This window comes from Vibrio nigripulchritudo ATCC 27043, from assembly GCF_000222685.1.
Classification (GTDB): Bacteria; Pseudomonadota; Gammaproteobacteria; order Enterobacterales; family Vibrionaceae; genus Vibrio; species Vibrio nigripulchritudo.
This window is the reverse complement of record NZ_AFWJ01000311.1, coordinates 1-24,168: the sequence shown is the minus strand read 5'-3', so window position 1 is coordinate 24,168 and position 24,168 is coordinate 1. Positions and strand designations below refer to the sequence as shown.

At 46.3% G+C, this 24,168-nt stretch carries 31 protein-coding genes; 18 read left to right on the top strand and 13 right to left on the bottom strand.

All coding sequences use genetic code 11. From position 1 onward, the window contains the following. Positions 1-51 precede the first annotated feature (51 nt). From RH89_RS25885 to rlmM, 5 genes are all read left to right on the top strand, one after another. Positions 52-486, top strand: a complete 435-nt coding sequence (locus RH89_RS25885) for a DUF805 domain-containing protein (RefSeq protein ID WP_004408423.1) — start codon at positions 52-54, stop codon at positions 484-486. Positions 487-851: 365 nt separating this feature from the next. Next, complete coding sequence (locus RH89_RS25880) at positions 852-1,757, top strand: transcriptional regulator GcvA (protein ID WP_004408421.1); 906 nt, start codon at positions 852-854, stop codon at positions 1,755-1,757. Then, the gene (locus RH89_RS25875) at positions 1,754-2,374 is read left to right on the top strand and encodes an alpha/beta family hydrolase (protein WP_004408420.1); all 621 of its coding nucleotides are present in this window, start codon (positions 1,754-1,756) and stop codon (positions 2,372-2,374) included. The genes RH89_RS25880 and RH89_RS25875 overlap by 4 nt, the downstream gene beginning before the upstream one ends. Next, entirely contained in the window at positions 2,364-2,762 is a 399-nt protein-coding gene (locus RH89_RS25870; RefSeq protein WP_004408419.1) for a DUF423 domain-containing protein, read from the top strand. Before RH89_RS25875 ends, RH89_RS25870 begins: the two co-directional genes overlap by 11 nt. Beyond that, entirely contained in the window at positions 2,759-3,850 is a 1,092-nt protein-coding gene (gene rlmM / locus RH89_RS25865) for a 23S rRNA (cytidine(2498)-2'-O)-methyltransferase RlmM (RefSeq protein ID WP_004408418.1), read from the top strand. The genes RH89_RS25870 and rlmM overlap by 4 nt, the downstream gene beginning before the upstream one ends. A 60-nt stretch (positions 3,851-3,910) precedes the next feature. On the opposite strand, the gene RH89_RS25860 is transcribed toward rlmM, so the two are convergent. The 4 genes from RH89_RS25860 to bepA are packed head-to-tail and all read right to left on the bottom strand — an operon-like array spanning position 3,911 to position 6,773. Continuing rightward, the gene (locus RH89_RS25860; protein WP_004408416.1) at positions 3,911-4,327 is read right to left on the bottom strand and encodes a DUF2069 domain-containing protein; all 417 of its coding nucleotides are present in this window, start codon (positions 4,325-4,327) and stop codon (positions 3,911-3,913) included. Between the two features lie 23 nt (positions 4,328-4,350). After that, on the bottom strand, positions 4,351-4,920 hold the full coding sequence (wrbA, locus tag RH89_RS25855; protein ID WP_004408414.1) for an NAD(P)H:quinone oxidoreductase: 570 nt from the start codon (positions 4,918-4,920) through the stop codon (positions 4,351-4,353). Then, positions 4,917-5,267 (bottom strand): arsenate reductase (glutaredoxin), encoded by a 351-nt coding sequence (gene arsC / locus RH89_RS25850; protein ID WP_004408413.1) that lies wholly within the window; start codon positions 5,265-5,267, stop codon positions 4,917-4,919. The genes wrbA and arsC overlap by 4 nt, the downstream gene beginning before the upstream one ends. Positions 5,268-5,315: 48 nt before the next feature. Next, complete coding sequence (gene bepA / locus RH89_RS25845; RefSeq protein WP_004408412.1) at positions 5,316-6,773, bottom strand: beta-barrel assembly-enhancing protease; 1,458 nt, start codon at positions 6,771-6,773, stop codon at positions 5,316-5,318. Positions 6,774-7,007: 234 nt separating this feature from the next. Between bepA and RH89_RS25840 the strand changes: the two genes are divergently transcribed. Both RH89_RS25840 and RH89_RS25835 read left to right on the top strand, forming a co-directional pair. Continuing rightward, positions 7,008-7,238, top strand: a complete 231-nt coding sequence (locus tag RH89_RS25840; RefSeq protein ID WP_004408411.1) for a sulfurtransferase TusA family protein — start codon at positions 7,008-7,010, stop codon at positions 7,236-7,238. Continuing rightward, positions 7,238-8,314: an AI-2E family transporter gene (locus RH89_RS25835; protein WP_004408410.1), complete on the top strand. Its 1,077-nt coding sequence runs from the start codon at positions 7,238-7,240 to the stop codon at positions 8,312-8,314. The genes RH89_RS25840 and RH89_RS25835 overlap by 1 nt, the downstream gene beginning before the upstream one ends. A gap of 52 nt (positions 8,315-8,366) precedes the next feature. Here RH89_RS25835 and bcp read toward each other — a convergent pair whose 3' ends face one another. After that, entirely contained in the window at positions 8,367-8,837 is a 471-nt protein-coding gene (bcp, locus tag RH89_RS25830; RefSeq protein ID WP_004408409.1) for a thioredoxin-dependent thiol peroxidase, read from the bottom strand. Between the two features lie 19 nt (positions 8,838-8,856). Continuing rightward, positions 8,857-9,399 (bottom strand): glycine cleavage system transcriptional repressor, encoded by a 543-nt coding sequence (locus RH89_RS25825; protein WP_004408408.1) that lies wholly within the window; start codon positions 9,397-9,399, stop codon positions 8,857-8,859. Between the two features lie 300 nt (positions 9,400-9,699). Between RH89_RS25825 and dapA the strand changes: the two genes are divergently transcribed. Together dapA and bamC are read left to right on the top strand one after the other, a co-directional pair. Next, positions 9,700-10,581 (top strand): 4-hydroxy-tetrahydrodipicolinate synthase, encoded by an 882-nt coding sequence (dapA, locus tag RH89_RS25820; RefSeq protein ID WP_004408406.1) that lies wholly within the window; start codon positions 9,700-9,702, stop codon positions 10,579-10,581. 47 nt (positions 10,582-10,628) lie between these two features. After that, positions 10,629-11,654, top strand: a complete 1,026-nt coding sequence (gene bamC, locus RH89_RS25815) for an outer membrane protein assembly factor BamC (protein WP_004408405.1) — start codon at positions 10,629-10,631, stop codon at positions 11,652-11,654. Between the two features lie 70 nt (positions 11,655-11,724). Here bamC and RH89_RS25810 read toward each other — a convergent pair whose 3' ends face one another. Genes RH89_RS25810 through RH89_RS25795 form a run of 4 tightly spaced genes read right to left on the bottom strand, consistent with a single transcriptional unit; the run spans position 11,725 to position 14,080 of the window. Next, entirely contained in the window at positions 11,725-11,904 is a 180-nt protein-coding gene (locus tag RH89_RS25810; RefSeq protein ID WP_004408404.1) for a DUF2897 family protein, read from the bottom strand. A gap of 1 nt (position 11,905) precedes the next feature. Next, positions 11,906-12,580, bottom strand: coding sequence for a M15 family metallopeptidase (locus RH89_RS25805; protein WP_004408403.1), 675 nt, complete (start codon positions 12,578-12,580; stop codon positions 11,906-11,908). Next, positions 12,577-13,716: a succinyl-diaminopimelate desuccinylase gene (gene dapE, locus RH89_RS25800; protein ID WP_004408402.1), complete on the bottom strand. Its 1,140-nt coding sequence runs from the start codon at positions 13,714-13,716 to the stop codon at positions 12,577-12,579. The genes RH89_RS25805 and dapE overlap by 4 nt, the downstream gene beginning before the upstream one ends. Before the next feature lie 16 nt (positions 13,717-13,732). Beyond that, positions 13,733-14,080 (bottom strand): ArsC family reductase, encoded by a 348-nt coding sequence (locus RH89_RS25795; protein ID WP_004408401.1) that lies wholly within the window; start codon positions 14,078-14,080, stop codon positions 13,733-13,735. Positions 14,081-14,423: 343 nt separating this feature from the next. Here RH89_RS25795 and RH89_RS25790 point away from each other — a divergent pair, with 343 nt between their 5' ends. Further along, a complete protein-coding gene (locus tag RH89_RS25790) occupies positions 14,424-14,705 on the top strand; it encodes a winged helix-turn-helix domain-containing protein (RefSeq protein WP_004408400.1) in 282 nt (93 codons plus the stop codon). Between the two features lie 46 nt (positions 14,706-14,751). Here RH89_RS25790 and RH89_RS25785 read toward each other — a convergent pair whose 3' ends face one another. Next, positions 14,752-15,093 (bottom strand): DUF4156 domain-containing protein, encoded by a 342-nt coding sequence (locus RH89_RS25785; RefSeq protein WP_004408399.1) that lies wholly within the window; start codon positions 15,091-15,093, stop codon positions 14,752-14,754. Further along, positions 15,093-15,440, bottom strand: a complete 348-nt coding sequence (locus RH89_RS25780) for a DUF2956 domain-containing protein (RefSeq protein WP_004408398.1) — start codon at positions 15,438-15,440, stop codon at positions 15,093-15,095. Before RH89_RS25780 ends, RH89_RS25785 begins: the two co-directional genes overlap by 1 nt. 74 nt (positions 15,441-15,514) lie before the next feature. Here RH89_RS25780 and RH89_RS25775 point away from each other — a divergent pair, with 74 nt between their 5' ends. From RH89_RS25775 to RH89_RS25765, 3 genes are all read left to right on the top strand, one after another. Beyond that, on the top strand, positions 15,515-15,967 hold the full coding sequence (locus RH89_RS25775; protein WP_004408396.1) for a DUF2919 domain-containing protein: 453 nt from the start codon (positions 15,515-15,517) through the stop codon (positions 15,965-15,967). 119 nt (positions 15,968-16,086) lie between these two features. Next, entirely contained in the window at positions 16,087-16,986 is a 900-nt protein-coding gene (locus RH89_RS25770; protein ID WP_004408395.1) for a Dyp-type peroxidase, read from the top strand. 155 nt (positions 16,987-17,141) lie between these two features. Next, positions 17,142-18,275, top strand: coding sequence for a flagellin (locus RH89_RS25765; RefSeq protein ID WP_004408394.1), 1,134 nt, complete (start codon positions 17,142-17,144; stop codon positions 18,273-18,275). A gap of 6 nt (positions 18,276-18,281) precedes the next feature. Here the strand turns inward: RH89_RS25765 and RH89_RS29390 are convergent, their stop codons facing one another. Beyond that, positions 18,282-19,166 (bottom strand): LysR family transcriptional regulator, encoded by an 885-nt coding sequence (locus RH89_RS29390; protein WP_004408393.1) that lies wholly within the window; start codon positions 19,164-19,166, stop codon positions 18,282-18,284. Between the two features lie 113 nt (positions 19,167-19,279). Here RH89_RS29390 and RH89_RS25755 point away from each other — a divergent pair, with 113 nt between their 5' ends. The 5 genes from RH89_RS25755 to RH89_RS25740 all read left to right on the top strand — a co-directional run. Next, the gene (locus RH89_RS25755) at positions 19,280-20,137 is read left to right on the top strand and encodes an N-acyl homoserine lactonase family protein (RefSeq protein ID WP_004408392.1); all 858 of its coding nucleotides are present in this window, start codon (positions 19,280-19,282) and stop codon (positions 20,135-20,137) included. A gap of 119 nt (positions 20,138-20,256) precedes the next feature. Continuing rightward, positions 20,257-20,454: a hypothetical protein gene (locus RH89_RS29790; RefSeq protein WP_139063363.1), complete on the top strand. Its 198-nt coding sequence runs from the start codon at positions 20,257-20,259 to the stop codon at positions 20,452-20,454. A 415-nt stretch (positions 20,455-20,869) separates the two neighbouring features. Further along, the gene (locus tag RH89_RS25750; RefSeq protein ID WP_004408391.1) at positions 20,870-22,003 is read left to right on the top strand and encodes a flagellin; all 1,134 of its coding nucleotides are present in this window, start codon (positions 20,870-20,872) and stop codon (positions 22,001-22,003) included. A gap of 344 nt (positions 22,004-22,347) precedes the next feature. Continuing rightward, a complete protein-coding gene (locus tag RH89_RS25745) occupies positions 22,348-23,481 on the top strand; it encodes a flagellin (protein ID WP_004408390.1) in 1,134 nt (377 codons plus the stop codon). 270 nt (positions 23,482-23,751) lie between these two features. Then, on the top strand, positions 23,752-24,168 hold a 417-nt coding region (locus RH89_RS25740), incomplete at its 3' end, for a flagellin N-terminal helical domain-containing protein (RefSeq protein WP_004404443.1).

Genomic DNA, 24,168 nt, shown 5'->3' with positions numbered 1-24,168 from the left:
AGAGTGGCTTTTTATTGAATTAACACCCAAGAAATAGCAAAGACAAAGTTTATGAATGAATTTATCAAAGCGTGGCAACTGGCTTTTGAATTTAAAGGTCGCTCTCGCCGAAAAGATTACTGGATGTTTCTACTGATCAACTTCATCCTGAATATGGTCGTCTCTTTCATACCACTCATTAATGTGGTCTATCCGTTGATGGCGCTGGTGCCTCAGATAGGACTGGGTATTCGTCGTTTGCACGACATCGGTAAAAGTGGCTGGTGGATGGCATCGCCATTTGCAGGCGTGCCTGTCGTACTGTTTGGCATGAGTTTGTCCTCAGAAGCCATCATCTTATTTGGTGGTGCGATGGTGGCAGCAGCGTCTATCATGCTTTTGGTGTTTAGTGTGATGGATAGTCAGGCAGGTACAAACCAGTACGGACCAAACCCGAAAGAGAATCCTAGCAGCGGAGATTCGGATCAAGGGACGATAGTCGCCTAGTTAAAACGCTAATAATTGAGCCTCGCACTTGCGGGGCTTTTTTATGCAAAGTTGAGTTGAATACAGATAAAAAAACACCGCCTAAGTAGGCGGTGTGAAAATTTGACAGACAGGTCAAAATAATACAGGAAGTATGGTCCTAGCGCTGAGCGCCGAGACACTGGTAGATAACTCTACCAACTCGAAATTCGAGTTTATGCAAACACAACATCGCAACAACTAAACCAATTGATTATCAAAGATAATCAAGCCGTTCAGGCTCAGCGTTGCGAAACGAAATATAGATTTTCTCTGGCTCATCGGCAATCGACAATTTATAATGTTTCGGATAAAAAAAACTAATGCTTAGTTTAATTAGGTGAAACATGTCGAGACGTCTTCCCCCTCTCAATTCACTCCGTGTGTTTGAAGCAGCAGCCAGACACCTGAGTTTTACCCGAGCTGCTGAAGAACTCTTCGTTACTCAGGCGGCGGTTAGCCACCAAATCAAAACGTTAGAAGACTATTTAGGGCTGAAACTTTTCCGCCGTCGTAATCGGTCATTGCTGCTTACTGAAGAAGGGCAAAGCTATTTTCTGGACATCAAAGATGTCTTTACCTCGCTGGCAGAAGCCACAGATAAAGTGCTCGAACGCAGTGAGAAAGGGGCTTTGACCATCAGCTTACCCCCAAGTTTTGCGATTCAGTGGCTGGTTCCAAGGCTGGCGGACTTCAATCTGCAAGAGCCAGATATCGATGTTCGGATTAAAGCGGTTGATATGGATGAGGGTTCGCTGACTGATGATGTGGATGTAGCCATCTACTATGGTCGGGGAAATTGGTCTGGTTTGCGGGCAGATAAACTTTATCAGGAATGTTTGATTCCGGTCTGCTCTCCACAACTGCTATTGAGCAAAAAACCATTAGAATCTCTTGGGGATTTAAAACATCATACGTTATTGCACGACACATCCAGAAAAGATTGGAAACAATTTACTCGCATTCATGATATTGAAGGCGTGAATGTAAACCACGGTCCGATCTTCAGTCATTCCACTATGGTGCTGCAAGCCGCGGCTCACGGTCAGGGGGTTGCTCTAGGTAATAACGTACTAGCACAACCTGAAATTGATGCAGGGCGGCTGGTGTGTCCGTTTGACGAAGTGCTAGTCAGCAAAAATGCCTTTTATGTTGTGTGTCATGAACAACAGGCGGATACCGGTCGAATCGCGACATTTCGAGATTGGATGCTGGCGAAAGCGGCAAAAGAACAAGAGGATTTTATTGAATGACCCAAGTGTTAATCGATGGAGAAGGTGACTTAACGTTTTTGTTTGCACACGGCGCGGGTGCAGGCATGGAACACGAATTTATGGAGCAGGTCGCCAAAGGCTTGTCTGGTCTTGGAATCCGTGTGGTTCGCTTTAATTTTCCTTACATGGTGAAACGCAGTGAAGACGGGAAGAAGCGCCCGCCTGATCGTGCGCCAAAATTGCTGGAAGCTTATCAAACCACTCTGGAAGACCAAGCCAACGGCAAGCCAGTGGTTATCGGTGGTAAATCCATGGGTGGGAGAATGGCAAGCCTGATGTCTGAGTCGGAACTTGTCGGTGGTATTGCCTGCCTTGGCTTCCCGTTTCACCCACCGGGCAAACCTGAAAATTATAAGGGCGACCATCTGGCTACGATAGCAAAACCTACCCTGATTCTTCAGGGAGAGCGAGATACTTTCGGGAAGAAAGAAGAATGTGCCGATTTTGCTTTTTCGAAGCATGTCGAGCTCACGTTTATTCCTGATGGCGACCACAGCTTCAAGCCCAGAAAAAGTTCAGGGCATACTCAGGACAGCAATATTGAGTTAGCGGTATCGCACCTAGAACGATTCATTCGGAGTTGCTATGAAAAGTAAAACGATTCTTGCTACAGCAGGTTTCTTTGGTGCAACAGCGGTGATGCTCGGGGCATTTGCCGCTCACGGATTGAAAAAAATTCTCTCAGACTACCTTATTGGTGTTTTTGAGACCGGAGTTCACTACCAGTTTGTTCATATGATTGCCCTGATTTTGGTGGCGATTCTGCTGCAAAGAAATCTTGGTGAAAAGGCGCAAAAAGGACTGCGATTCGCCGCCATTTGCTTTATCATCGGCATCCTTTGTTTTAGTGGCAGCCTATACGCATTGGCACTGACTGGCATCAAATGGTTTGGTCCTATCACTCCGTTTGGTGGCGTAATGTTTATTGTGGGTTGGGTGAGCTTCACTATTGCTGCGTTAAGAATTGAAGAGGTGAAGTCGTGAAACACTTAATGCTCTACTGCCGCCAGGGTTTTGAAAAAGAGTGTGCAGGTGAGATCCAAGATCGTGCTACCCAGCTAGAGGTGTACGGTTTCCCGAGAGTACAAAAGAACACAGGTTACGTTCTGTTTGAATGCTATCAGGAAGGCGATGGTGCGAAACTGGCTCAGGAGCTGGACTTCAATTCGTTGATCTTTGCTCGTCAGATTTTTGCTGTGGCGGCAGAGTGTAAAGACCTTCCTCAAGATGACCGTATTTCTCCGATTCTGGAAGGGTTGACCGAACACGAAGATTTGCCACGCTGTGGTGACCTACGTGTTGAAACGCCCGACACCAATGAAGCCAAAGAACTTCTGAAGTTCTGCCGTAAATTTACGGTGCCACTGCGTCAGGCTTTGCGTGGTAAAGGCGTACTTTACAACAAAGACAACCCGAAAAAACCAGTGCTTCATGCATGCTTTGTCGCACCGGGTCATTGCTTTGTTGGCTACTCCTTATCGGACAACAACTCTAAATTCTTTATGGGTATTCCAAGGCTGAAGTTCCCGGTGGATGCCCCGAGCCGTTCCACGCTTAAGCTGGAAGAAGCGTTCCACGTGTTCATTCCTAAAGAGGAGTGGGATACAAGACTTGCGTCGGGCATGTGGGCTACGGATTTGGGTGCTTGTCCTGGTGGCTGGACTTATCAATTGGTTAAGCGGTCGATGTTCGTCCATGCGATTGACAATGGCATGATGGCGCAAAGTCTGATGGATACGGGTCAGGTGAAACACCACATGGAAGATGGCTTCAAGTTCGAGCCACCAAGAAAAAACGTCACCTGGCTGGTATGTGACATGATTGAAAAGCCTTCTCGTGTTGCTCAGTTGATGGGTGAATGGCTTATTAAAGGCTGGGCGAAAGAGACAATCTTCAACCTTAAGCTGCCAATGAAGGGGCGCTATGATGAAGTGCTTCAGGATATTGAAAACCTGAAAGTGTTCCTAATCGACAATAAGGTGAAATTCCGCCTTCAGGCTAAGCATCTGTATCACGACCGTGAAGAAATTACGGTGCACATTCAGTGCCTGTCTAATATTTCTCCTCACTAGGATGTATTTTCCTAGAAAATAAAAAAACGCTCCTGACTGGAGCGTTTTTTGTATCAGCGTCTATTCTTCAAATCGCGCCTTTTCTTGCTTTTCGACCTCAGACAATTTGGTGAGTTTTAAACCCAGTTCCTTGCCACGGTGCCTTGCATACAAAGTGTTTCCCACGAACGCCAAGGTGGTCAGCAGCAGCTCCACAATGGCTAACCAACGCTCCCCTTCATTGACATATAAAATGGTCAGTGAATGGAGAAAGTACAGCATAAGAACAAAGTTTGCCCATGCATGAGTGTACGGTCTGCCAGCAAGAATCCCCGGCAGTGGCAGCAGCAATGGGACACTCCAGGCGATGGCTAATGTTATGTTGCCGATATGAGGGTGAGGGGACAGACTCAGCTGCCATAATAGTACCCAACCCAGCAACCCAATATTTCCAGCCAAAGCGAGATAACGAAACTTGATAGAGGATGTTTCTACCATCACAGATCCTTAGTCTACAGACCCTAGTTTTTCAGCTTCTTAGCGCATTCGCCCAGACGTTTACCGAGCGCGAAAGCAAGTTGTCCTTCATCGGATTGATTGGATTGTATCTGGCTTCCAAGGGTGGATGCACCATACGGTGTGCCACCTTGTGATGTGGTGTGCAAAGCAGGTTCAGAATATGGGATACCGAGCAGCATCATACCGTGATGAAACAGTGGCAACATCATGCTCTGAAGCGTGGTTTCCTGACCGCCATGCAGCGAAGATGAAGACGTAAAAACGCATGCTGGCTTATCGATGAGATCCCCTGCTACCCATAGTGGGGTAGATGAATCCCAAAAATGCTTAAGAGGTGCTGCCATGTTACCGAACCACACGGGGCTTCCCATGGCTAAACCGTCGCATTGTTTCAGTTCATCAAGCGAAATGACGGGATCTTCTGGCTGCGAGGCGTTCTCGCTTATTTCTTCTACGGTTCGGATGAGAGGTTCACACCCCTCAACCGAAGAAACGCCACGGGCAATCTGACGCGCTAGTTTTCGCGTGCTACCGTGGCGACTGTAGTAAAGGATAACGACCTTTACACTCATAGGATTTCTAAAACCTGCTCTGGCGGGCGACCCAGACGAGCAGCGTTACCCTTGATCACGATTGGGCGCTCGATAAGTTTTGGGTTGGCGACCATGGCTTCGAACAGTTGCTCGTCGGTTACAGATGCATCCCCCAGATTAAGCGTTTTATAGATATCTTCTTTTGTGCGCATCATTTTACGCACGCTATCAAGACTTAGCTGGGCAAAAACGGTTTTCAGTTGTTCGACGGTGAGGTCCGCATCAAGATACTTAACAACGTCTGGTGTAATGCCTTTTTCTTCTAGTAACGCCAGAGTCTGACGGCTCTTAGAGCAGCGTGGGTTGTGATAAATAGTGACCGACATGTCTTCTCCCAATTCTTGGTTTTGTAATACTTGTTTTTGTAGTGCTTATTAGTTCTGCAATGCATAGAAGCGATCGCGTTCCAGCCCGAGCTGGTCAATTCGCGCATCGTATCTTGCCTGTTTTAGGCTTCCCAGATCAACGAGCTTACTGGCTTCTGCGTAAAAACTGATCGCCTGTTTCCAGTCAGCTTTGAGTGCGAAGATCTCTCCGCGCGCCGCCGCTTCTTCGTCACGTTTACCCTGCTTTCCAGAAGCATCAGACAGCAATGCCCAGCCGTTTAAATCTTCAGGATGATCATGAGTATAGCGTTGAAGTAGACGAGCCGCTTCAGCGTATTTGTCGCTCTCTATCATTAAGTTTGCGTAGTTAATGGTGAGCACTGGGTTATTCGGCTTTTTATCCAGTGCACGTTTTAACATGGCTAAACCTTTGTCGTACTCTTTTTTGTAAAGGTACAGATCTGAAAGCGCATCAAGATAAAAATTGTTGTTAGGATCTTGCTTGTCCAGCTCTACCAACAAGGTCTCTGCTTTATCCAGTTTTTTCAAATCCAGATACGCCAGCGCTTTGCCATATTTCAACGTAGGGACGATGTCCTTGTGCGCCTTCTTAAGGCGTCTGTCCATCCAGTCGATGGCGGCATCGCTGTCGATACCAGCATGGCGAGCAATGATGCGAGCTCTAGCAAGATGGTATTCAATGGAAGGACCTAAGCGCTTCGGAGGCATACTCTGTGCTCTGGCACGGGAATCTGTGATTCGGTCTTCAGGCAGCGGGTGAGTTAATAGCATTGGTGGTGGCTTGCTCACGTAACGGAATTCATCCGCTAAACGACCAAAAAATCGTGGCATGGCCTGTGGGTCAAAACCCGCTTTAGACATTGTGACAATGCCAAAGCGATCCGCTTCTTTTTCATTAGAGCGGGTGTAGTTGATTTGGCTCTGGATCATTCCCGCCTGAGTAGCAGTAATGGCGGCAATACCGGCTTGCGGTGCAGCGACGGCTAACAGAAGTGAGCCAACTAAAGCTGCAATGGTTGCTGGCGAACGACGCGCTTGATCTTCCATTGCTCTTGCTAAGTGACGTTGAGTTACGTGTGCAATTTCGTGCGCGATAACGGAAGCGAGTTCGCTTTCTGAACGAGCATGCAAAAACAGCCCGGAATGCAGTGCGACATAGCCTCCGAAAAAGGCAAATGCGTTGATATCACGATCCTGAATCAGGAAGAAATTGAAAGGCGTTTTTACGTCATTGGCATGAGCGACAAGTTGGTGCCCAAGGTTGCTGATGTATTCATTTAAAACAGGGTCATGCACAATTGGCTGGCTTCTGCGCAACATGCGCATGTAAGCGTCCCCGTACTGCAGCTCCTGATCAATAGTCAGGGTGGAAGCAGCTGCCGTACCAATATCTGGCAATTCATACCCCGAATTCTGAGCAATCGCTGGCTGACCGATCAGGGCTGCCATGCTGAGATACAGGGTTGAACGAGTAAGTTTAAACATTCTGCTCCATCATATTGTCATTTTTATTTTTTATCGTTTTATTGGACTACTGAACACCTTTAAGGTTCGTTTAACGCCGTTCAGGTGCTGTTCTTTTCAACAATTAGCGCAGTTTAAAACGTTAAAAGCTCACAAATTTCGATACGTTTTGCCTCACATCTGCAATTGAAAATGGAGAACACGGGTCTAAATGCTATTACAATACGGGCAATATAGTAAGTATTGGGATTCAGAATGAACAGCTACACGCTTGATTTATGTGAAGAACGCTGCCCAATGGCGTTGCTGAAAGCAAAGCGGCGTGCAGCGAGTTTGAAAACGCAGGAAATGTTAGTCATTCATTCCAATGACAAAAGTTCAGTTCAAGATATGATACGATACTTCTCTTCTGCCCTCTTTTCGGTCCGATTGGAAGAGAATGAGAGTGTTTCCACGTTAACCGTAATAAGAGAGAGCAACACCTGATGTTTGATATGGTCAGCCGCTGGTATAAGCGACGTTTTTCCGACCCTCATGCTGTTAGTCTGGTAGCCATTCTGTTATTTGGCTTTGCCACTATCTATTTCTTCGGACATTTGATTGCTCCACTACTGGTTGCCATTGTGATTGCATACCTGCTTGAATGGCCGGTCACTCAAATGATTCGTCTTGGTTTACCCCGTACTGCTGCGGTACCGATCGTCGTGCTCGCATTCCTTGGATTGATGTTAATGGCCATTTTTGGCTTGATGCCGACTATCTGGAGTCAGGTTGGCAACCTTATTAACGACATTCCGAACATGTATAACGGGTTACAAGGGTTTATCGCCTCGATACCAGAAAAGTACCCCGAGCTTGCTAACCTCCAGATTGTGGAATCCATAGTCTCGAATGCCAAAAATAAAGTACTGGGCTTGGGCGAAAGTGTCGTTAAAGGTTCATTGGCGTCTTTGGTCAGCATTGCAACTCTGGCGGTTTATCTGATTCTTGTGCCTCTTCTGGTTTTCTTCCTTCTTAAAGACAAAGCCGAAATGCTCTCTATGCTGAGTGGTTTTCTTCCGGAAAACCGACGTTTGGCAACCAAAGTCTGGCGCGAAATGAACCAGCAGATCTCGAACTACATTCGAGGCAAGGTGATGGAAATCCTTATCGTTGGTGGTGTCAGCTACGTCACCTTTGCGATTCTGGATTTGAGATACTCAGTACTTCTGGCGGTTGCCGTAGGGTTGTCGGTATTGATTCCTTACATTGGCGCAGCCGCAGTGACCGTGCCTGTTGCCATCGTCGGTCTGTTCCAATGGGGACTCACTTCAGAGTTTTACTGGTTACTGATCGCCTATGGCATTATTCAGGCGCTGGATGGAAACGTATTGGTTCCGGTTCTGTTTTCTGAGGCAGTCAACCTGCACCCAGTCGCCATCATTGTTTCAGTTCTGGTTTTTGGAGGGCTCTGGGGATTCTGGGGCGTTTTCTTCGCTATTCCGCTGGCCACGTTAGTCAAGGCGGTAATAAACGCCTTACCCAATACGGAATCTAAAACCTCGATAGCCGAAGCTGAATAGAAAAAAAGACCTCTGATTAGAGGTCTTTTTTGTATCTGAAAGTGGTTTGCTGTTACGCAGATTGTTTTAGGTAATCCAATACCACTTCATGGTGCGTTTTGGTTTTGAACTTGTTGAACACATGTTCAATCACACCTTCTTCGTTAATCAGGAAGCTGATGCGATGAAGCCCGTCGTACACTTTACCCATGAATTTTTTCTCGCCCCAGACACCAAACTGTTCAGCGACTGCGTGGTCTTCGTCTGAAAGAAGCGTGAAGTTCAGGTTGTCGCGCTCAATAAATTTGCCCAGACGTTTTACTGGGTCGATGCTGACACCCAGAACGACAATATTGTGCCCATCCAGCTCGGCTTTTACATCGCGCAAGCCTTGTGCCTGAACCGTACAGCCAGGTGTCATGGCTTTAGGGTAGAAGTAGAACAACACTTTTTTGCCTTTAAAGTCAGACAAAGTCACTGTGTTTCCGTCTTGATCGAGAAGTGAGAAGGCAGGTGCCGGAGTACCAGCAGTCAAAGTTTCCATTGAGCGATCCTTTAATTTTTTATTGGCTGTTTTTTATGAAATTCAGGGACCCTTGAACCGACAGTTCAGTGCATAGCGTCTGGAATTCCTCTTCCAGTTGCATCAGATTACACTCACCATCTACATGGGCAGTTAACGCAATATGAAATTGATTTTTTTCTTTTTCAACCTTTGCTTTATCTATCGTCTGCGCACTCAGCGAAGACATTCCGATTTGGCGGTCGGCAAAGAATTGCGTGAACTTTTCGGTCAGACCCATTTTGTCTTCCGACTCGACAAAGACTTCGATGCGGTAAACATGTTCTGGGTCTTGATGAGGAGAGGTACGTTTCATGATCGTAATTAGATCATGTTCTTGCCCCATAAGTGGGAGACTGGTTTCAACGCGTGCCAGACTGTTGTTATTGCCAGATAACAGCATGATGAGGGTGAATTCGCTACCAAACAGTGCGATTCGGCTGTCGATAATATTACAACCTGACTCAGTGACCAGATGAGTTATTTGGTTACTGATACCCGGGCGATCCGTACCAATAGCGGTTATCACTAGATGTTGTAACATGGGGAAGCAATTTTTCGATAAGTCTTATTCTGCATGGTAGCACAGTTCCTTTGAGATAGCCTGATAGCGGGGTGGCAAATTCTGTTCTCTGACACGAAAAAATCGCCGCTCTGCTAAAAAAACAGCCAATCTATGCTTAACCTCCAATTATTGACGCGAGTTTGTCATCTAAGGCGGTCTGAACCCTTGTTTTAATCAAGGATGTTAAAGTACCATGCTAGAAACCCATTTGAGCGTAGACGTACCCGTTTGGGGAGGCTTTAACGCCATTTGGTATAAAAAATTATTAAGGAGATGGACATGTTTTCTGGAAGCTGGGTTGCGCTTTTGACACCGTTTAATGAAGAAGGTGAAGTGGATTTCGAAAGCCTAAAGCAACTTGTTGAGTACCACGTTGACGCCGGTACAGATGGAATTGTCGCGGTAGGCACGACAGGAGAATCTGCCACTTTAACAATTGAAGAGCATGTCAAAGTTGTGAATAAGGCAGTGGAATACGCAAATGGTCGCATTCCTATCGTGGCAGGTACGGGTGCGAATGCAACGCACGAATCGGTTACGTTCAGCCGATTGCTTCAGGGTTCTGGCATTGTTGGTGTACTGAGTGTTACACCTTACTACAATAAGCCAACTCAGGAAGGTTTGTACCAGCACTACAAAGCCATCTCTGAAGCGAGTGATGTGCCAATCATTCTTTACAACGTACCGGGGCGTACGGCTGTTGATCTTCAACCTCAAACTGTTGCGCGTCTTGCCGAGCTTGAAAACATCGTTGCGATCAAAGATGCGACCGGTGATTTGGAACGAGTTGCAATTCACCGTGAACTTTGTGGCGAAGATTTTATCTTACTAAGTGGCGATGACTCTACAGGTCTTGAATTCTGTAAGCTAGGTGGTCATGGCGTTATCTCTGTTACCAACAATATTGCGGCAGCAGACATGGCGAAAATGATGCATCTAGCAAAAGACGGTGAATTTGAAGAAGCAGCACAAATCAACCAGCGTTTGATGACTCTGCACAAGAACCTGTTTATTGAGGCAAGCCCAATCCCTGTAAAATGGGCCGCTCATCAGTTGGGTCTTATCAAATGTGGTCACCTAAGACTGCCAATGACCGAGCTATCCGAGCAAGCACAGCCAGTGATTTCAAAATCTCTGGCGGAAGCAGGAATCCAAGCATAAACGTTGATCCCGAAGCTTTGCGCTTCGGGAAACATTTAGGAGTTTTAATGAAGTTTTCACGTCAGCTAGTGACTGGTTCGCTGGCTGTTTTCGTACTGGCTGCTTGTTCAAGCGACCCGTCTTCTCGCCGTCAGGCAAAAGATGATTTTACCTATCTTGAAACCAAGCCTCTGAAAGAGTGGTCGTTACCTCAGGGTGCGACGCCTCAGTTCTACCCTAATTACGATATCCCTGCTGGTGAGTACACTGGGGGCATTGGTAAGAGCGTTGATATTCGTCCACCTCAACAGATTCTGGATCTGATTCCAGGAGCGCGTTCTGAAGTGAAAGACGGTGAAGCAACGTTGTGGTTAGTTCGTGAATCGGAACAGGAAAAAGTGTGGCGCACGGCGCTTCAAATGATTTCTAATCAAGGCATTGGTCTGCGTGATAACACGTCAAATCGTATTGAAACGGACTGGGTCACCTGGAGATCGGAAGACGAAGACACAGACATTGGTAGTCGCTATTTGCTGGAGCGTTTTGAGTCTAATCGCCGATATGGTTTTAAGATTTCACTGATCGACTGGCGTGAAGGCAATCAGGTAAAACCTGTGAAAGCGACCGACAAAGAGCGCTACAACATTTTAATGACTAACCTGGTTACCTCAACGTACGACAATAATCTTCGTGCCGAGGCTGCGCTGAAAGCGCAAGAGCTTGTGAAGCGTATTCCTATTAGTTTGGGTAAAGACCGAAGCGGGCTACCTGTCATCATTGCACGTGCACCTTATGCGACGTTGTGGCAGCACATGCCAACCATCCTGCCGCAGATTGGGTTTGAAATCGAAGATCGCAACCAGTCTCAGGGCATCATAAAAGTGAAGTACGCTAAGCCAGATGATGAGTTTTGGCAGAAGATTGGTATGAAACCACTGGATTTGAGTGGCAGTTCGTTCACGTTCCTGATGGGGGATTTGGATAACCGAACTTCTATCAACGTGACAGACAGTTCTGATAAACCAATCAACGAGCAATTACTGACCGACTTAGCGCCAATTCTGGCGAAAGTCGCTGAAAACTCCGTTCAGTAACATCACAGTTCGATGAAATAGAAAAAGGTGCCAATGGCACCTTTTTTGTGTTCATTTTTCGCAATTATCGTCAATCTTGCTTCTTCTGCTGGTTGTCTTTATCCAGATCGTTCAGCTTATCCAGGTCGCTTTTCCCTCTTTCAACCTGCGTAAACTTCATTTTTGCTGTGTACTTTAATGCGGCGATGTTGCCAATCACGACCGCCAATACAATGATAATGATAACCCAAGGGTTGGTGAGAAATTCCATCTTAATCCCCTACGTTGTTGATGAAGCGATTGTATATGGTATCAAGCATGGGGAGAACGATTTGCAGCCCTTCAATGGGGGAAATGTGCAACGTCTCTCGGATTGTTTCCACATTCAAAGCGTTTAAATTAGGTTTTGCTACCGCTTCAAAACTGATGTGCCAGGGCTCGATGGCTACTCCGCCTAAATCGCTCTGATAAGGCAGATAGAACCCGAAGGATTGCATTTCCTGACTCAACCAGTCTGAAAAGGCTTTTTGATGACCCGTCTGGTATTCCCAGGGCTCCAATTGCAGGCTGACTCCATCGGGCAGACAGTTTTTGGCGTAAACGTCAAAATCGGTTCCCCAGTGATGGCGACTCGCACCGGGCAATGCAGACCAACGCAATATTGCCAGTACTTTTTCTTCGTTCGACAAAGAAGCAGGATCAATGGGTTGAGAATGGCTATCGAGAATCGCTCTCTGACCAGAATACTTAGCATCCCATATCGCCTTCTGACGGTGATAATCGCGAAACCCGCTGGCAATACCTAACTCAAATCCAGCCTTTTCTGCCTGGTGATAAAGCTTTTCTAAAGCTTCTCTGGCTAAAGGGTGAGCGAGTACCGACTGAGTGCCTATCTGGCACTCAGTTAGGTGGTTTTGAGTCAGTCCTGTCAGCGATTCACGGCTCATTTGTTTGCCAGTAACTCTTCAAGCGTAACTTGATACATGTCGGTCAGTAGCTCTAGATCAGCAACACTGACACACTCATTCACTTTGTGGATAGTGGCATTAACAGGACCGAGTTCGATAACCTGTGCTCCCATTCGAGCAATAAAGCGACCATCAGATGTGCCACCAGTTGTTAGTAGTTCTGGCTTCTTGTGATTCACTTTCTCAACAGCAGTCACAATGGCGTCTTTCAGTGCACCTGCATCGGTTAAGAATGGGTGACCACTTAGTGTCCATTCCAGATCGTAATCCAATCCGTATGAATCCAGTGTGGAATGAACGCGACGTTTAATGTCTTCATCCGTCAGTTCGGTACTGAAACGGAAGTTGAACTGGACGTTAAACTCACCTGGAATGACGTTAGAAGCCCCTGTACCTGATTGCAGATTTGGGATCTGGAAACTGGTTGGTGGGAAATAGTCGTTTCCATCATCCCACTTAGTCGCCGCCAATTCTGCCAAAGCTGGCAGTGCTTGATGCACCGGGTTGTTCGCCAGGTGAGGGTATGCCACGTGCCCTTGTGTTCCTTTCACGACAAGATCACCAGTGATAGAGCCGCGACGACCATTTTTCACAACATCACCCACATTGTGAGTACTGGAAGGTTCACCGACAATACACATGTCGATCATCTCGTTGCGCTCCACTAATGTATCAACGACACGAGTCGTACCATTGATAAAGGGTCCTTCTTCATCTGAAGTAATAAGGAAAGCAATCGAGCCTTTGTGATCTGGGTTTTCAGTCACGAAACGTTCTACAGCAACCACCATACATGCCAGTGAACCTTTCATGTCAGCGGCACCACGTCCGTGGAGATGACCATCAATAACCGTTGGTTCAAATGGAGGGGTATGCCATTGTTCTAATGGACCGGCTGGCACGACATCAGTGTGTCCTGCAAAAGCAAACAGAGGTGCTTCTGTACCACGGCGTGCCCAGAAGTTAGTGGTGTCTTCAAACACCATCACTTCAATTTCAAACCCTAGCGCCTTTAAGCGTTCGATCATAACTTCCTGGCAGCCTTCATCCAGTGGCGTTACTGAAGGGCGGCTAATGAGATCTTTGGCTAGCGCCAATACTGGGCTGTCTGTCATCCTTGAAAATCCTTACTTACTTGAAAATATCTTGGTACTGATCGGCTTTAAAACCGATGTGGTAGGCATCTTCTACCAAAAGAATAGGGCGTTTAATCATCGCAGGGTGCTCGACCAGCAATTCAATTGCCGATTGTTCATTCAGCGAGTCTTTTTGTTCTTGTGAAAGCTGACGGAAGGTTGTGCCGCGCTTATTCAAAACCTGTTCCCAACCCAGCTGTTGGCAAAAGGTTTCAACCATAGATTTATCGATTCCCTGTTTGCGGTAATCGTGAAATTCGTATGCGATGTTTTCAGCGTCTAACCACTTTTGTGCTTTCTTAATTGTGTCGCAGTTAGGAATGCCGTACATGATGTTTGCCATAGCGCTATTGCTTCCTTTTTACTTTTGAGGTTTCAAATCCTATCAGGTTAAAAAGGGGTCGCAAGTCCAAAGCGCTCGTCAAAGCAAAAATACGGTATTTATTGGCCAGTTGATAACTAAAAACAGGCACTCGGAAAGCAATAATGTCTCATTTATCAGCAAAGCGTTTCGTGTACGATAAACGAGAGGTTAATCACTCCCAATCTCATTAAGTTTGATCAAGCGCAACATATCACGTGCCAGAACATCAATAATGAGGAAGTTCCCACCATGAGTGGGGGTATTACCAGAGATCTCAAAGGAGAAGATCCTTGGCTAGAGAATACAGCGGTAGGAGGTGTCAATGGAATTGAATCCTGTATTTGCAAGACGATTATATTTGGCTTTATTAGTAGAGAGTCTGGACAGACCGAACGTTCCTAAGCTTATCGAGAAAACTGGCTGGCCCAGACGCACCATTCAAGATGTTCTTAAAGCATTGCCAGGCTTAGGCATTGAACTCATGTTTGTACAGGATGGACGCCGTCATAACGATGGCTATTACCAATTATCCGATTGGGGACCATTTGACAGCCAATGGGTACTAGACAGACAAAAAGACATTGCATCAACGCTGGGATATTGAGCGTAAAGGTGGATTGATTCAGCCAGCATTGTTGCTGGCTGATTTTTTATGGGCAAAAGTAAGCGTTACCAAAGAAGGTTACAGATGTTTTGAAATGGATTGGGCTGTTTAAGTAAACGCGATTCGCCCCAAGTGATGAAGCCCGGTTCTTTAAGTCATTGACTGCGCCCTGAATCATGGCATCGTTGTTGAAAAACAAAAATGAATACCAGTGACCTTCACTGCCTGTTAACTCGCCTTTCCACTGACAGGCTTTATCTACCTCGGCAGAATCTGCATAAACCGAAACGTGCTGGGCGTTGGGTTGTATTCTTTGAGATGGCGTAGAACATGCCGCCAGCGCTAGTACACTGACCAAGAAGATTGCACGCCCAATGAACTTCAACATTATTTATTACCCAGAGTGAACGCAATAAAGCCTATCCAGCTTACTGCCAGAAGAATCCAGGGTAAAAGGTTAGTAGATTTTTGTTGCACGGGTGCGTCAGCCGTTTGTGGCTCATCATTTTCTACCAAATTTTGCTGCTGCTTACTTTTCTGAACCTTCTTTTTGGCTTTGTCTGCCTGACGTTGCCTCTCTTTCTGCTGCTTTTTGTAGAGTGCAATGCCTTTTTCAATTCCTTGAGCAATTAACTTGGTCTGCTCCTTAGTTTGCCCGGGCTTTTGCGTCGCTTTAGCAATTTTTTGGGCTTCAGATTGTGTTTCTGCAGATGGGACAATTTTTTTCTGTTTCATTGCGAACCGCGGCTTGGTATGTTTGGCCTAGAGGGTGATGCCCTAGTCTAACATTATGAAACGCAGAGGTGATAGTGCGCTATCCGATTGAAGATTACGACAAACATGGTTATTTGAAAGCCCCTATCTGGCTATGGTTAGGCTGGCTTTTTTTAGCAAAAGCATGGGTTGTATTTGTCGTTGCAGGTGTCAGTCGAGAATCTGGAAGTAAATTACTAGAAATGATCTACCCGGTGAAAGACACCCTTTATCTTGGTTTAGCCATGGGGCTACCGTCGATTTTGCTGATGTGGTTAATTGGCTTTCGCAATCCGGAAAGGAGCTGGATTAATCGGTTAATGAGCTGGGGTAGAGGGATCACCTTAGGTCTGATTGGCGGTCACTTTGCTTTAGTGGTGTACCAAATCAAACTGGGTGGTGCTGCTTTCAGTTGGTCTCACTCCATCACTGCTGTTTTACTGATTTGGTTTTTTCTGTTTGTCTGGAAAAGCCGCAGGTTAAAAGAAAGCCTGAAATGGGTGAAATAAATATCACGGTTCTTTGATTTCGCTTTCACTTTTATGACTTACATTTATGGCACTATGCTTGTTATATCCCCCCAAGCAGAGGCGGGAGTAATAATCGCTAACTAAATGTGAGTAATAATATGTCGAATCCGCAACACGCGATTGTGCCGGAAGCAGGTGCATTCGCTCTTTATTCTTTGTTTAAAATCAGTAGCGAACCTCAAGCTGTTTTGTCTGCACTGCAAACTCTTCCTTCTTTAATCAAAGAAGTGAATGATCAACAGGAAGCAGATGTAAAACTGAGCGTGTCTTTCACTCACCAGTTCTGGTCCAAATTAAATCAGCCAATGCCAGGTGAACTGGAACCTTTCCGCGAACTGGGCAAAGGCGACATTAATGCGCCAGCAACAGATGTCGACTTCCTGATTCATTGTCATTCAGACAGACACGATCTGCACTTCTTTGTATTGCGCAAATTCTTAACACCCATCGCAGAGCACGTAGAGCTGGTGGATGAAACTTATGGTTACCGCTACCTCGACTCCCGAGACATGACCGATTTTGTTGATGGCACAGAAAACCCGAAAGGGGATCAGCGTCATGATGTCGCGATAATCCCTGAAGGCGATTTCGCTGGTGGCAGTTACGTGATGGTTCAGCGCTTTATTCATAACTTGCCCGCCTGGAATCGTCTCAATGTATCAGCGCAGGAAAAAGTGGTGGGAAGAACCAAGCCCGATTCCATCGAACTTGATGATGTACCCGCCGCTTCCCACGTTGGTCGAGTAGACATTAAAGAAGAGGGCAAGGGGTTGAAGATTGTTCGTCACAGCCTGCCTTATGGCTCAGTGTCGGGTGAACACGGGTTACTCTTTATTGCTTACTGTCAAACACTGCATAACTTCAAAGCCATGCTTGAAAGTATGTATGGTGAAACCGACGGTAAAACCGATCAGTTGCTGCGTTTTACCTCAGCAGTGACTGGCGCGTATTTCTTTGCACCATCTGAAGCGATGCTTTCTGAATTAGCATTGGCTTAGCCTGAGTCCTTCTGGCTACTTATCCTGAGTACAGGCTAAGTAGCCAGAAAATAAGCGTTTCCTGTCATGAACAAAAAATATTCAATTTTTTCCTAAAGGTTTTTAAACCCCCGCCGCTATAAAGCTGAATACCCTTAATTTGAGTATGCAGAACAATGGCAGTTACCGTTAATACTAATGTTTCAGCACTGGTCGCCCAGAGAAATCTTGGGGTGGCGACTCAGGCGTTGAATCAATCTCTGGAGCGCTTGTCTTCAGGGAATCGTATTAACAGTGCAAAAGACGATGCTGCTGGTTTGCAAATTTCTAACCGACTGGAAACGCAGATGCGTGGTTTGGACGTTGCAGTCCGAAACGCGAATGATGGCATTTCCATTATGCAAACCGCAGAAGGGGCGATGAAAGAATCCACCAACATTCTGCAAAGAATGCGGGATCTTTCTCTCCAGTCTGCCAATGGTTCTAACAGTCGAGCCGAGAGAATTGCACTGCAAGAAGAGATGAGCGCGTTAAATGACGAGCTTAATCGAATTGCCGAGACTACCTCGTTTGGCGGAAAAAAACTGCTGAATGGCACTTACGGTAGTTCGGCTTTTCAGATAGGCGCGAGTGCTGGTGAAGCGGTCAATGTGTCGCTGAATAGTATGCGCTCTGACACCCTTGCCATGGGTGGTGCCAGTTATATTGCGGCAGGAAAAGCAGGCAGTGACTGGACAGTTGGTGCCGGGCAAAACGAATTCAATCTGTCCTTTACTGACAGCGCTGGCGCTGCAATTAACATTAGTATTCAAGCGAAAGTCGGAGACGACATCGAAGAACTGGCGACCTACATCAATGGTCAGACCGACTTGGTGTCTGCGTCTGTCAACGAAGACGGGCAGCTTCAGATTTTCGCTTCAGCTAACGAAGTCGCGAGCCCAGTCAGCTTTAGTGGCAGCCTGGCTGCTCAACTTGCGATGTCTGGACCTGCACTCGAAACCGTGGACGATATCGACATTACCGATGTTGGCGGGGCGCAACGTGCCGTCTCTGTCATCGATACAGCATTAGGGTATGTGGATAGCCATCGGGCAGAGCTGGGGGCGTATCAAAATCGCTTTGATCATGCGATCAGCAATCTCGATAACATTAATGAGAACCTCGCCGCCTCAAACAGTCGAATCAAAGATACCGACTTTGCCAAAGAATCGGTTGAGATGATCAAGCAGCAAATGCTGCAACAAGTCAGCACCACCATTCTTGCTCAAGCGAAGCAAGCTCCCAACATTGCTTTGACGCTACTTGGCTAAATAGGCTCAAAGGTCTTTAAACTTCTTTTCTAAAAAACTGATTAACGCCTGTGTTTTTCTGGATTTGTCTCTTTGGGAAGGGTATACCGCGTAAATAGGTCCCGGCGTTTCGACCTGATAGCCTGGAAGCAGTTTGACCAACCTGCCTTGCTTCACAAACTCTTCCCCAAAAACTTGCGGGAGCACCGCAATCGAGTTCCCATGAATCAGTGCTTCCGCCAACGGTCCAAAATCGTTGCTGAAAATTCGATAATTAGTGGAAATCACATCGCTTTGACCGTCTTTGTATACCCGCCAGTCTTTCGCGAGATATGGGATGGTGAGCGCCGATACCTGATTTAACTGACTTGGGTGTTTGGGTAATTTATTGCTTTTAAGCCACCTTGGGCTGGCAAACAGGTTCATTTTTGTTTCGTAGAGCTTTTTGGCTATCAAACTTGAATCTTTTAAAGGACCGGGGCGAATGGCGAGATCGATTTGATCACCAAACACATCTTCCAGTTTGTTGCTGATACGAAATTCGATTTCTAGGTCTGGATGCAACCCCTGAAACTCGGCTATCCAGGATGAAAGACGGAAGTAAGATAAGAAAATAGGCGCAACGATAGTCATCTTTCCCCGAATAAGCCCCCCTTGTTCCTGCAGAAAATCGACACTATCCAGCAACCCCTGCAAATGTGGCGACGCCTGTTGGTTAAGCAGTTGACCCGCCTCTGTCAAAGAGACGGTTCTGGAGGTGCGTTGAACCAAAGTCACTTGCAGGCTTTTTTCCAGTTCAGAAACACGCCGGCTCACTGTGCTGGTGGGCATATCAAGTACTGCTGCCGCGCCATTAAAGCTACCTTTATCAGCAATGGCTTTAAGAACGCGTAAGTCATTTAGGTTAATCATTAATAAGGCTCTCAAGATTAATCCCAAAAATGGGATGTTGCGTTCTCTTTATGTTATTTGAGTTTCATATTTGGGTCTATACCATTGGCTCGTTCGTGAAAGGAGTCAATACCATGAAAATCAAAAGTTTTATCCTAGCTTTAGTTGTGTCCCCTTTGTCATTTGCACAAACCAGTCAGCCTCAGTTTTCAACCGATGGCAGTGTCGATGTGTCGGTCAGTGTTTTGGATTGCGGTCGAATTGAGTCAAGAAAACCATCCATGTTTAATCCAAAGGCGACCAGCGAGAAGCCACTGAAAATGGTGAACAGTTGTTATGTGATTTCTCACCCGAAAGGTAAGCTTTTTTGGGATGCTGGCATTAATGACGAGTTCATTACGCAGAAAGACGGCATTGAAGTCATGGATGGGGCATTTCACTTTTCCGTTGAGAAAACGCTGTCTGAGCAATTGCAGACACTCAATGTGTCTACGAAAGATTTTGACTATATAGCACTGTCGCATCTGCACTGGGATCACTCTGGAAACGCCACCAAGTTTCAAGACTCTACCTGGTTAGTTCAGAAGCCAGAATTTGACGTTGCATTCGATACACAAAAGCTCCAGAACTATGGATTTAACTTGAGCGACTATCAGCACCTGCAACCAAAAGCGAAAGTCATAGAAGGGGATCATCAAGTGTTTGGGGATGGCTCTGTGGTGCTTATCTCTGCTTACGGTCACTCTCCTGGTCATCAGGTGCTGTATATCGATTTACCTCAGCATGGTCCAATCCTTCTGTCCGGTGATCTATACCACACCCGTGAAAACTACAAACGCAAAGCCATTCCGATATTCAATCAGAAAGAGCAAACCGTATCCGCCTTCAAAAAAGTGGACGCCATTCTGAAGCAAACAGGAGCTGAACTTTGGATTGGGCATGATGCGACTGAGTTTAGTGAGCGAAAGCTTGCTCCCTATTTGTACAGATAGAACTCAACAAATCAGCAAGGCGAGCCAAAGAGCTCGCCTTTTTGCCAAAAGAGGTCAAATTTGTATTTTGGAATAAAAAGTAACCAGAATGGCGTGTATTTTAAAGTAAAGCCAAATAATTGACGGAATTATTAGGTGTTTTATTTACTTTAAGCAAGTCCGATATAGAAGCAAGGCATTCAATTAACCCTGTTATTGATAGGCTTTATGCCTTTATTTTAAAGGGATTGAGTGGCAAAAAAGAAGCTTGTATCGGCGAAGTGAAATCGAACTTTAGAAGGAAATCGAAAGAAATAGCGCGTTTGATTCATTTGTAGCCAGTTGAACAAATAAATCCATTTTTTTAACGAAATCCGCTCAAGTAAACACATGTCATGTCGTTAACCGTAGGGTCTGTCGACCTTTCGCGATGAAGTTTTGTTCGAGCTAGAAGCGTTTTAATCGCGGCGCAAGGGGTTTAGCTTAGTCATTCTAAGCAAAGACCTTGCAACAAAGAGTAAAACGCTTATAGCCGAACCCTTTGGGCAGCGTTTGTGGCTCCTTTCTACAGCGTTATCGCTTATATGATGTAGAGCGACTACACCGAATAAGCGTTGCCTTGTATAAAGAACCCACAACTCGCTGCAAAAATCATCTCGAAAGGTTAACAGACCCTAACATCTTGAAAATAACAACGTGGTTTTCCGTTTGCACGGAAAGCGCAACAACGGAAAATCATTTGGAGCAATACCCATGAGCATGACAGTAAATACCAACGTTTCGGCAATGACAGCACAACGTCACCTGAACAATGCGGCTAGCGATCTAACAACGTCTATGGAAAGACTTTCTTCAGGCTTTAAGATCAACAGTGCGAAAGACGATGCTGCGGGCTTGCAGATCTCGAACCGCTTAAACGTACAAAGCCGTGGTCTTGACGTGGCAGTACGTAACGCTAACGACGGTATTTCGATTGCTCAGACCGCCGAAGGTGCAATGGATGAAACAACTAACATCCTGCAACGTATGCGTGACCTTTCTCTTCAATCAGCTAACGGCTCTAACTCCAAAGCTGAACGTATCGCGATTCAGGAAGAGGTTACTGCACTAAACGACGAGCTGAACCGTATTGCAGAAACCACGTCATTTGGTGGTAATAAACTGCTCAACGGTACCTACGGTACCAAGTCGTTCCAGATCGGTGCTGACAATGGTGAAGCCGTTATGCTTTCATTAAAAGATATGCGAAGCGACAACAACATGATGGGCGGTCAGTCTTATCAGGCAACCAATGGTAAAGATAAAGACTGGGAAGTGTCAGCGGCGGCATCTGATCTTACTATCAACCTGACAGACAGTTTCGGTCAGGCACAGACTCTGACTATCAACGCAAAAGACGGTGATGATATTGAAGAGCTTGCTACCTACATCAATGGTCAGACAGACTTAGTAAAAGCATCGGTAGGTGAAGAAGGTAAGCTTCAGATCTTTGCTGGCAATAACAAAGTTTCAAGTGATCTCGCTTTCAGTGGTGGCTTAGCCGGTGAGCTGACGATGGGACCTAAACAAGACGTAACAGTAGACAGTATTGACGTTACCTCTGTAGCCGGTGCTCAAGAATCGGTTGCGATTATTGATTCGGCGCTTAAGTACGTAGACAGCCACCGTGCTGAGTTAGGTGCGTTCCAGAACCGTTTCGATCACGCCATTAGCAACCTGGACAACATTAACGAAAACGTCAATGCGTCTAAGAGCCGAATCAAAGACACTGATTTTGCGGCGGAGACGACGGCAATGACTAAGTCACAGATCCTTCAGCAAGCGTCCACATCGATTCTTGCACAGGCTAAGCAGGCACCAAACTCAGCAATGAGCCTGTTGGGCTAATTTGCCTACTACCTGCCAACAGAAGTACTAAAAGAAGCACGGGCAGAAATTTCTGCCCGTCTTTATGCATAATCCTGACCCTACCACGAAATAAACCTCGTCAAATAACACCTATTAATGTGAGATCAATCTAAGGATCTTTGTCAGTTTCGCTCAAAAATCACTCCCAATTCTTCACGCAACTATCTGAATAAATGGATGTTTAAAAAATATTCAAAGACACGATGAATTTTCTCTAAAGATCTTTGTGACTGAGCCGTTATAAAAAGCACGAGAGAGAAATACGCTTGGTTTTCCGCGACGGCGGAGACCGTAATAACGGAAAATCAACTGGAGAATACATCATGGGCATGACTGTAAACACCAACGTATCAGCAATGACAGCGCAGCGTCACCTAAACAACGCAGCGAGTGACCTAAACCTATCTATGGAGCGCTTGTCATCCGGTTTCAAAATCAACAGCGCGAAAGACGACGCGGCAGGTCTTCAGATCTCCAACCGTCTGAACGTGCAAAGCCGAGGCTTAGGTGTCGCGGTACGAAATGCTAACGACGGTATTTCGATCGCTCAGACCGCCGAAGGTGCGATGAACGAAACCACGAATATCCTGCAACGTATGCGTGACCTGTCCCTGCAATCTGCGAATGGCTCTAACTCAAAATCAGAGCGTATTGCGATTCAGGAAGAGATGACTGCACTGAATGACGAACTGAACCGTATCGCAGAAACCACATCCTTTGGTGGTAACCGACTACTGAACGGGACTTACGGTACAGCGGCATTCCAAATCGGTGCAGACAACGGTGAAGCGGTTATGCTCACCATGCGAGACATGCGTAGCGACAACGAAATGATGGGTGGTAAGAGCTACCAGGCAGCGAACGGCAAAGACAAAGACTGGACAGTGCCAGATGCCGCGACGGACCTGACCATCACTCTAACCGACAGCTTCGGCGACCCGCAAACACTGAACGTCAGTGCCAAAGCAGGGGACGACATCGAAGAACTGGCGACTTACATCAATGGTCAGACAGACCTGGTGAAAGCATCAGTTGGTGAGGGTGGTAAATTACAAGTCTTCGCAGGGAACAACAAAGTCATTGGCGACGTGACTTTCGGTGGTGCACTGGCAGGTGAACTGGCGTTTAACCCAGGTCAGAACGTTACGGTCGATACTATCGATGTAACCTCTGTGGCGGGTGCTCAGGAATCTGTTGCGATTCTGGATACTGCGTTGAAATACGTGGACAGCCACCGAGCAGAGCTGGGTGCATTCCAGAACCGATTCGGACACGCCATCAGTAACTTAGACAACATTAACGAGAACGTGAACGCTTCGAAGAGCCGAATCAAAGACACTGATTTCGCCTCCGAGACAACGTCGATGACCAAAGCGCAGATCCTGCAACAGGCATCCACCTCGATTCTGGCTCAGGCGAAGCAAGCGCCAAACGCAGCGATGAGTCTGCTGGGTTAACTGAACTTCTAAAAGACCAATACATCAAAAGGAGTCGAATGGCTCCTTTTTTGAGCTTTATAATTAATTAATAACATATCTTATGGGTTTTGGTGCTTTTTTGGTGTGAGTGACTTACTAAAAATTAGGTTTGGAAAAGTTTTTAAAGAAAATTGGAAAAAATTCTAAAGTATCTGGTTTGGGTGCCGTTAAAGAAAGTACAGAGAGAGGAATGGGTTCTGCGTGAGAAACAGAGCTCGGATTAACTAACATTTTTTGGAGAATTACATCATGGGCATGACTGTAAACACCAACGTATCAGCAATGACAGCGCAGCGTCACCTAAACAACGCAGCAAGTGACCTAAACCTATCTATGGAGCGTTTGTCATCCGGTTTCAAAATCAACAGCGCGAAAGACGATGCGGCAGGTCTTCAGATCTCCAACCGTCTGAACGTACAGAGCCGCGGTCTGGATGTAGCGGTACGAAATGCCAACGACGGTATTTCCATCGCTCAGACAGCCGAAGGTGCGATGAACGAAACCACGAATATCCTGCAACGTATGCGTGACCTGTCCCTGCAATCCGCGAACGGCTCTAACTCCAAAGCCGAACGTATCGCGATTCAGGAAGAGGTAACCGCACTGAATGACGAACTGAACCGTATCGCAGAAACCACATCTTTTGGTGGTAACCGACTATTGAAC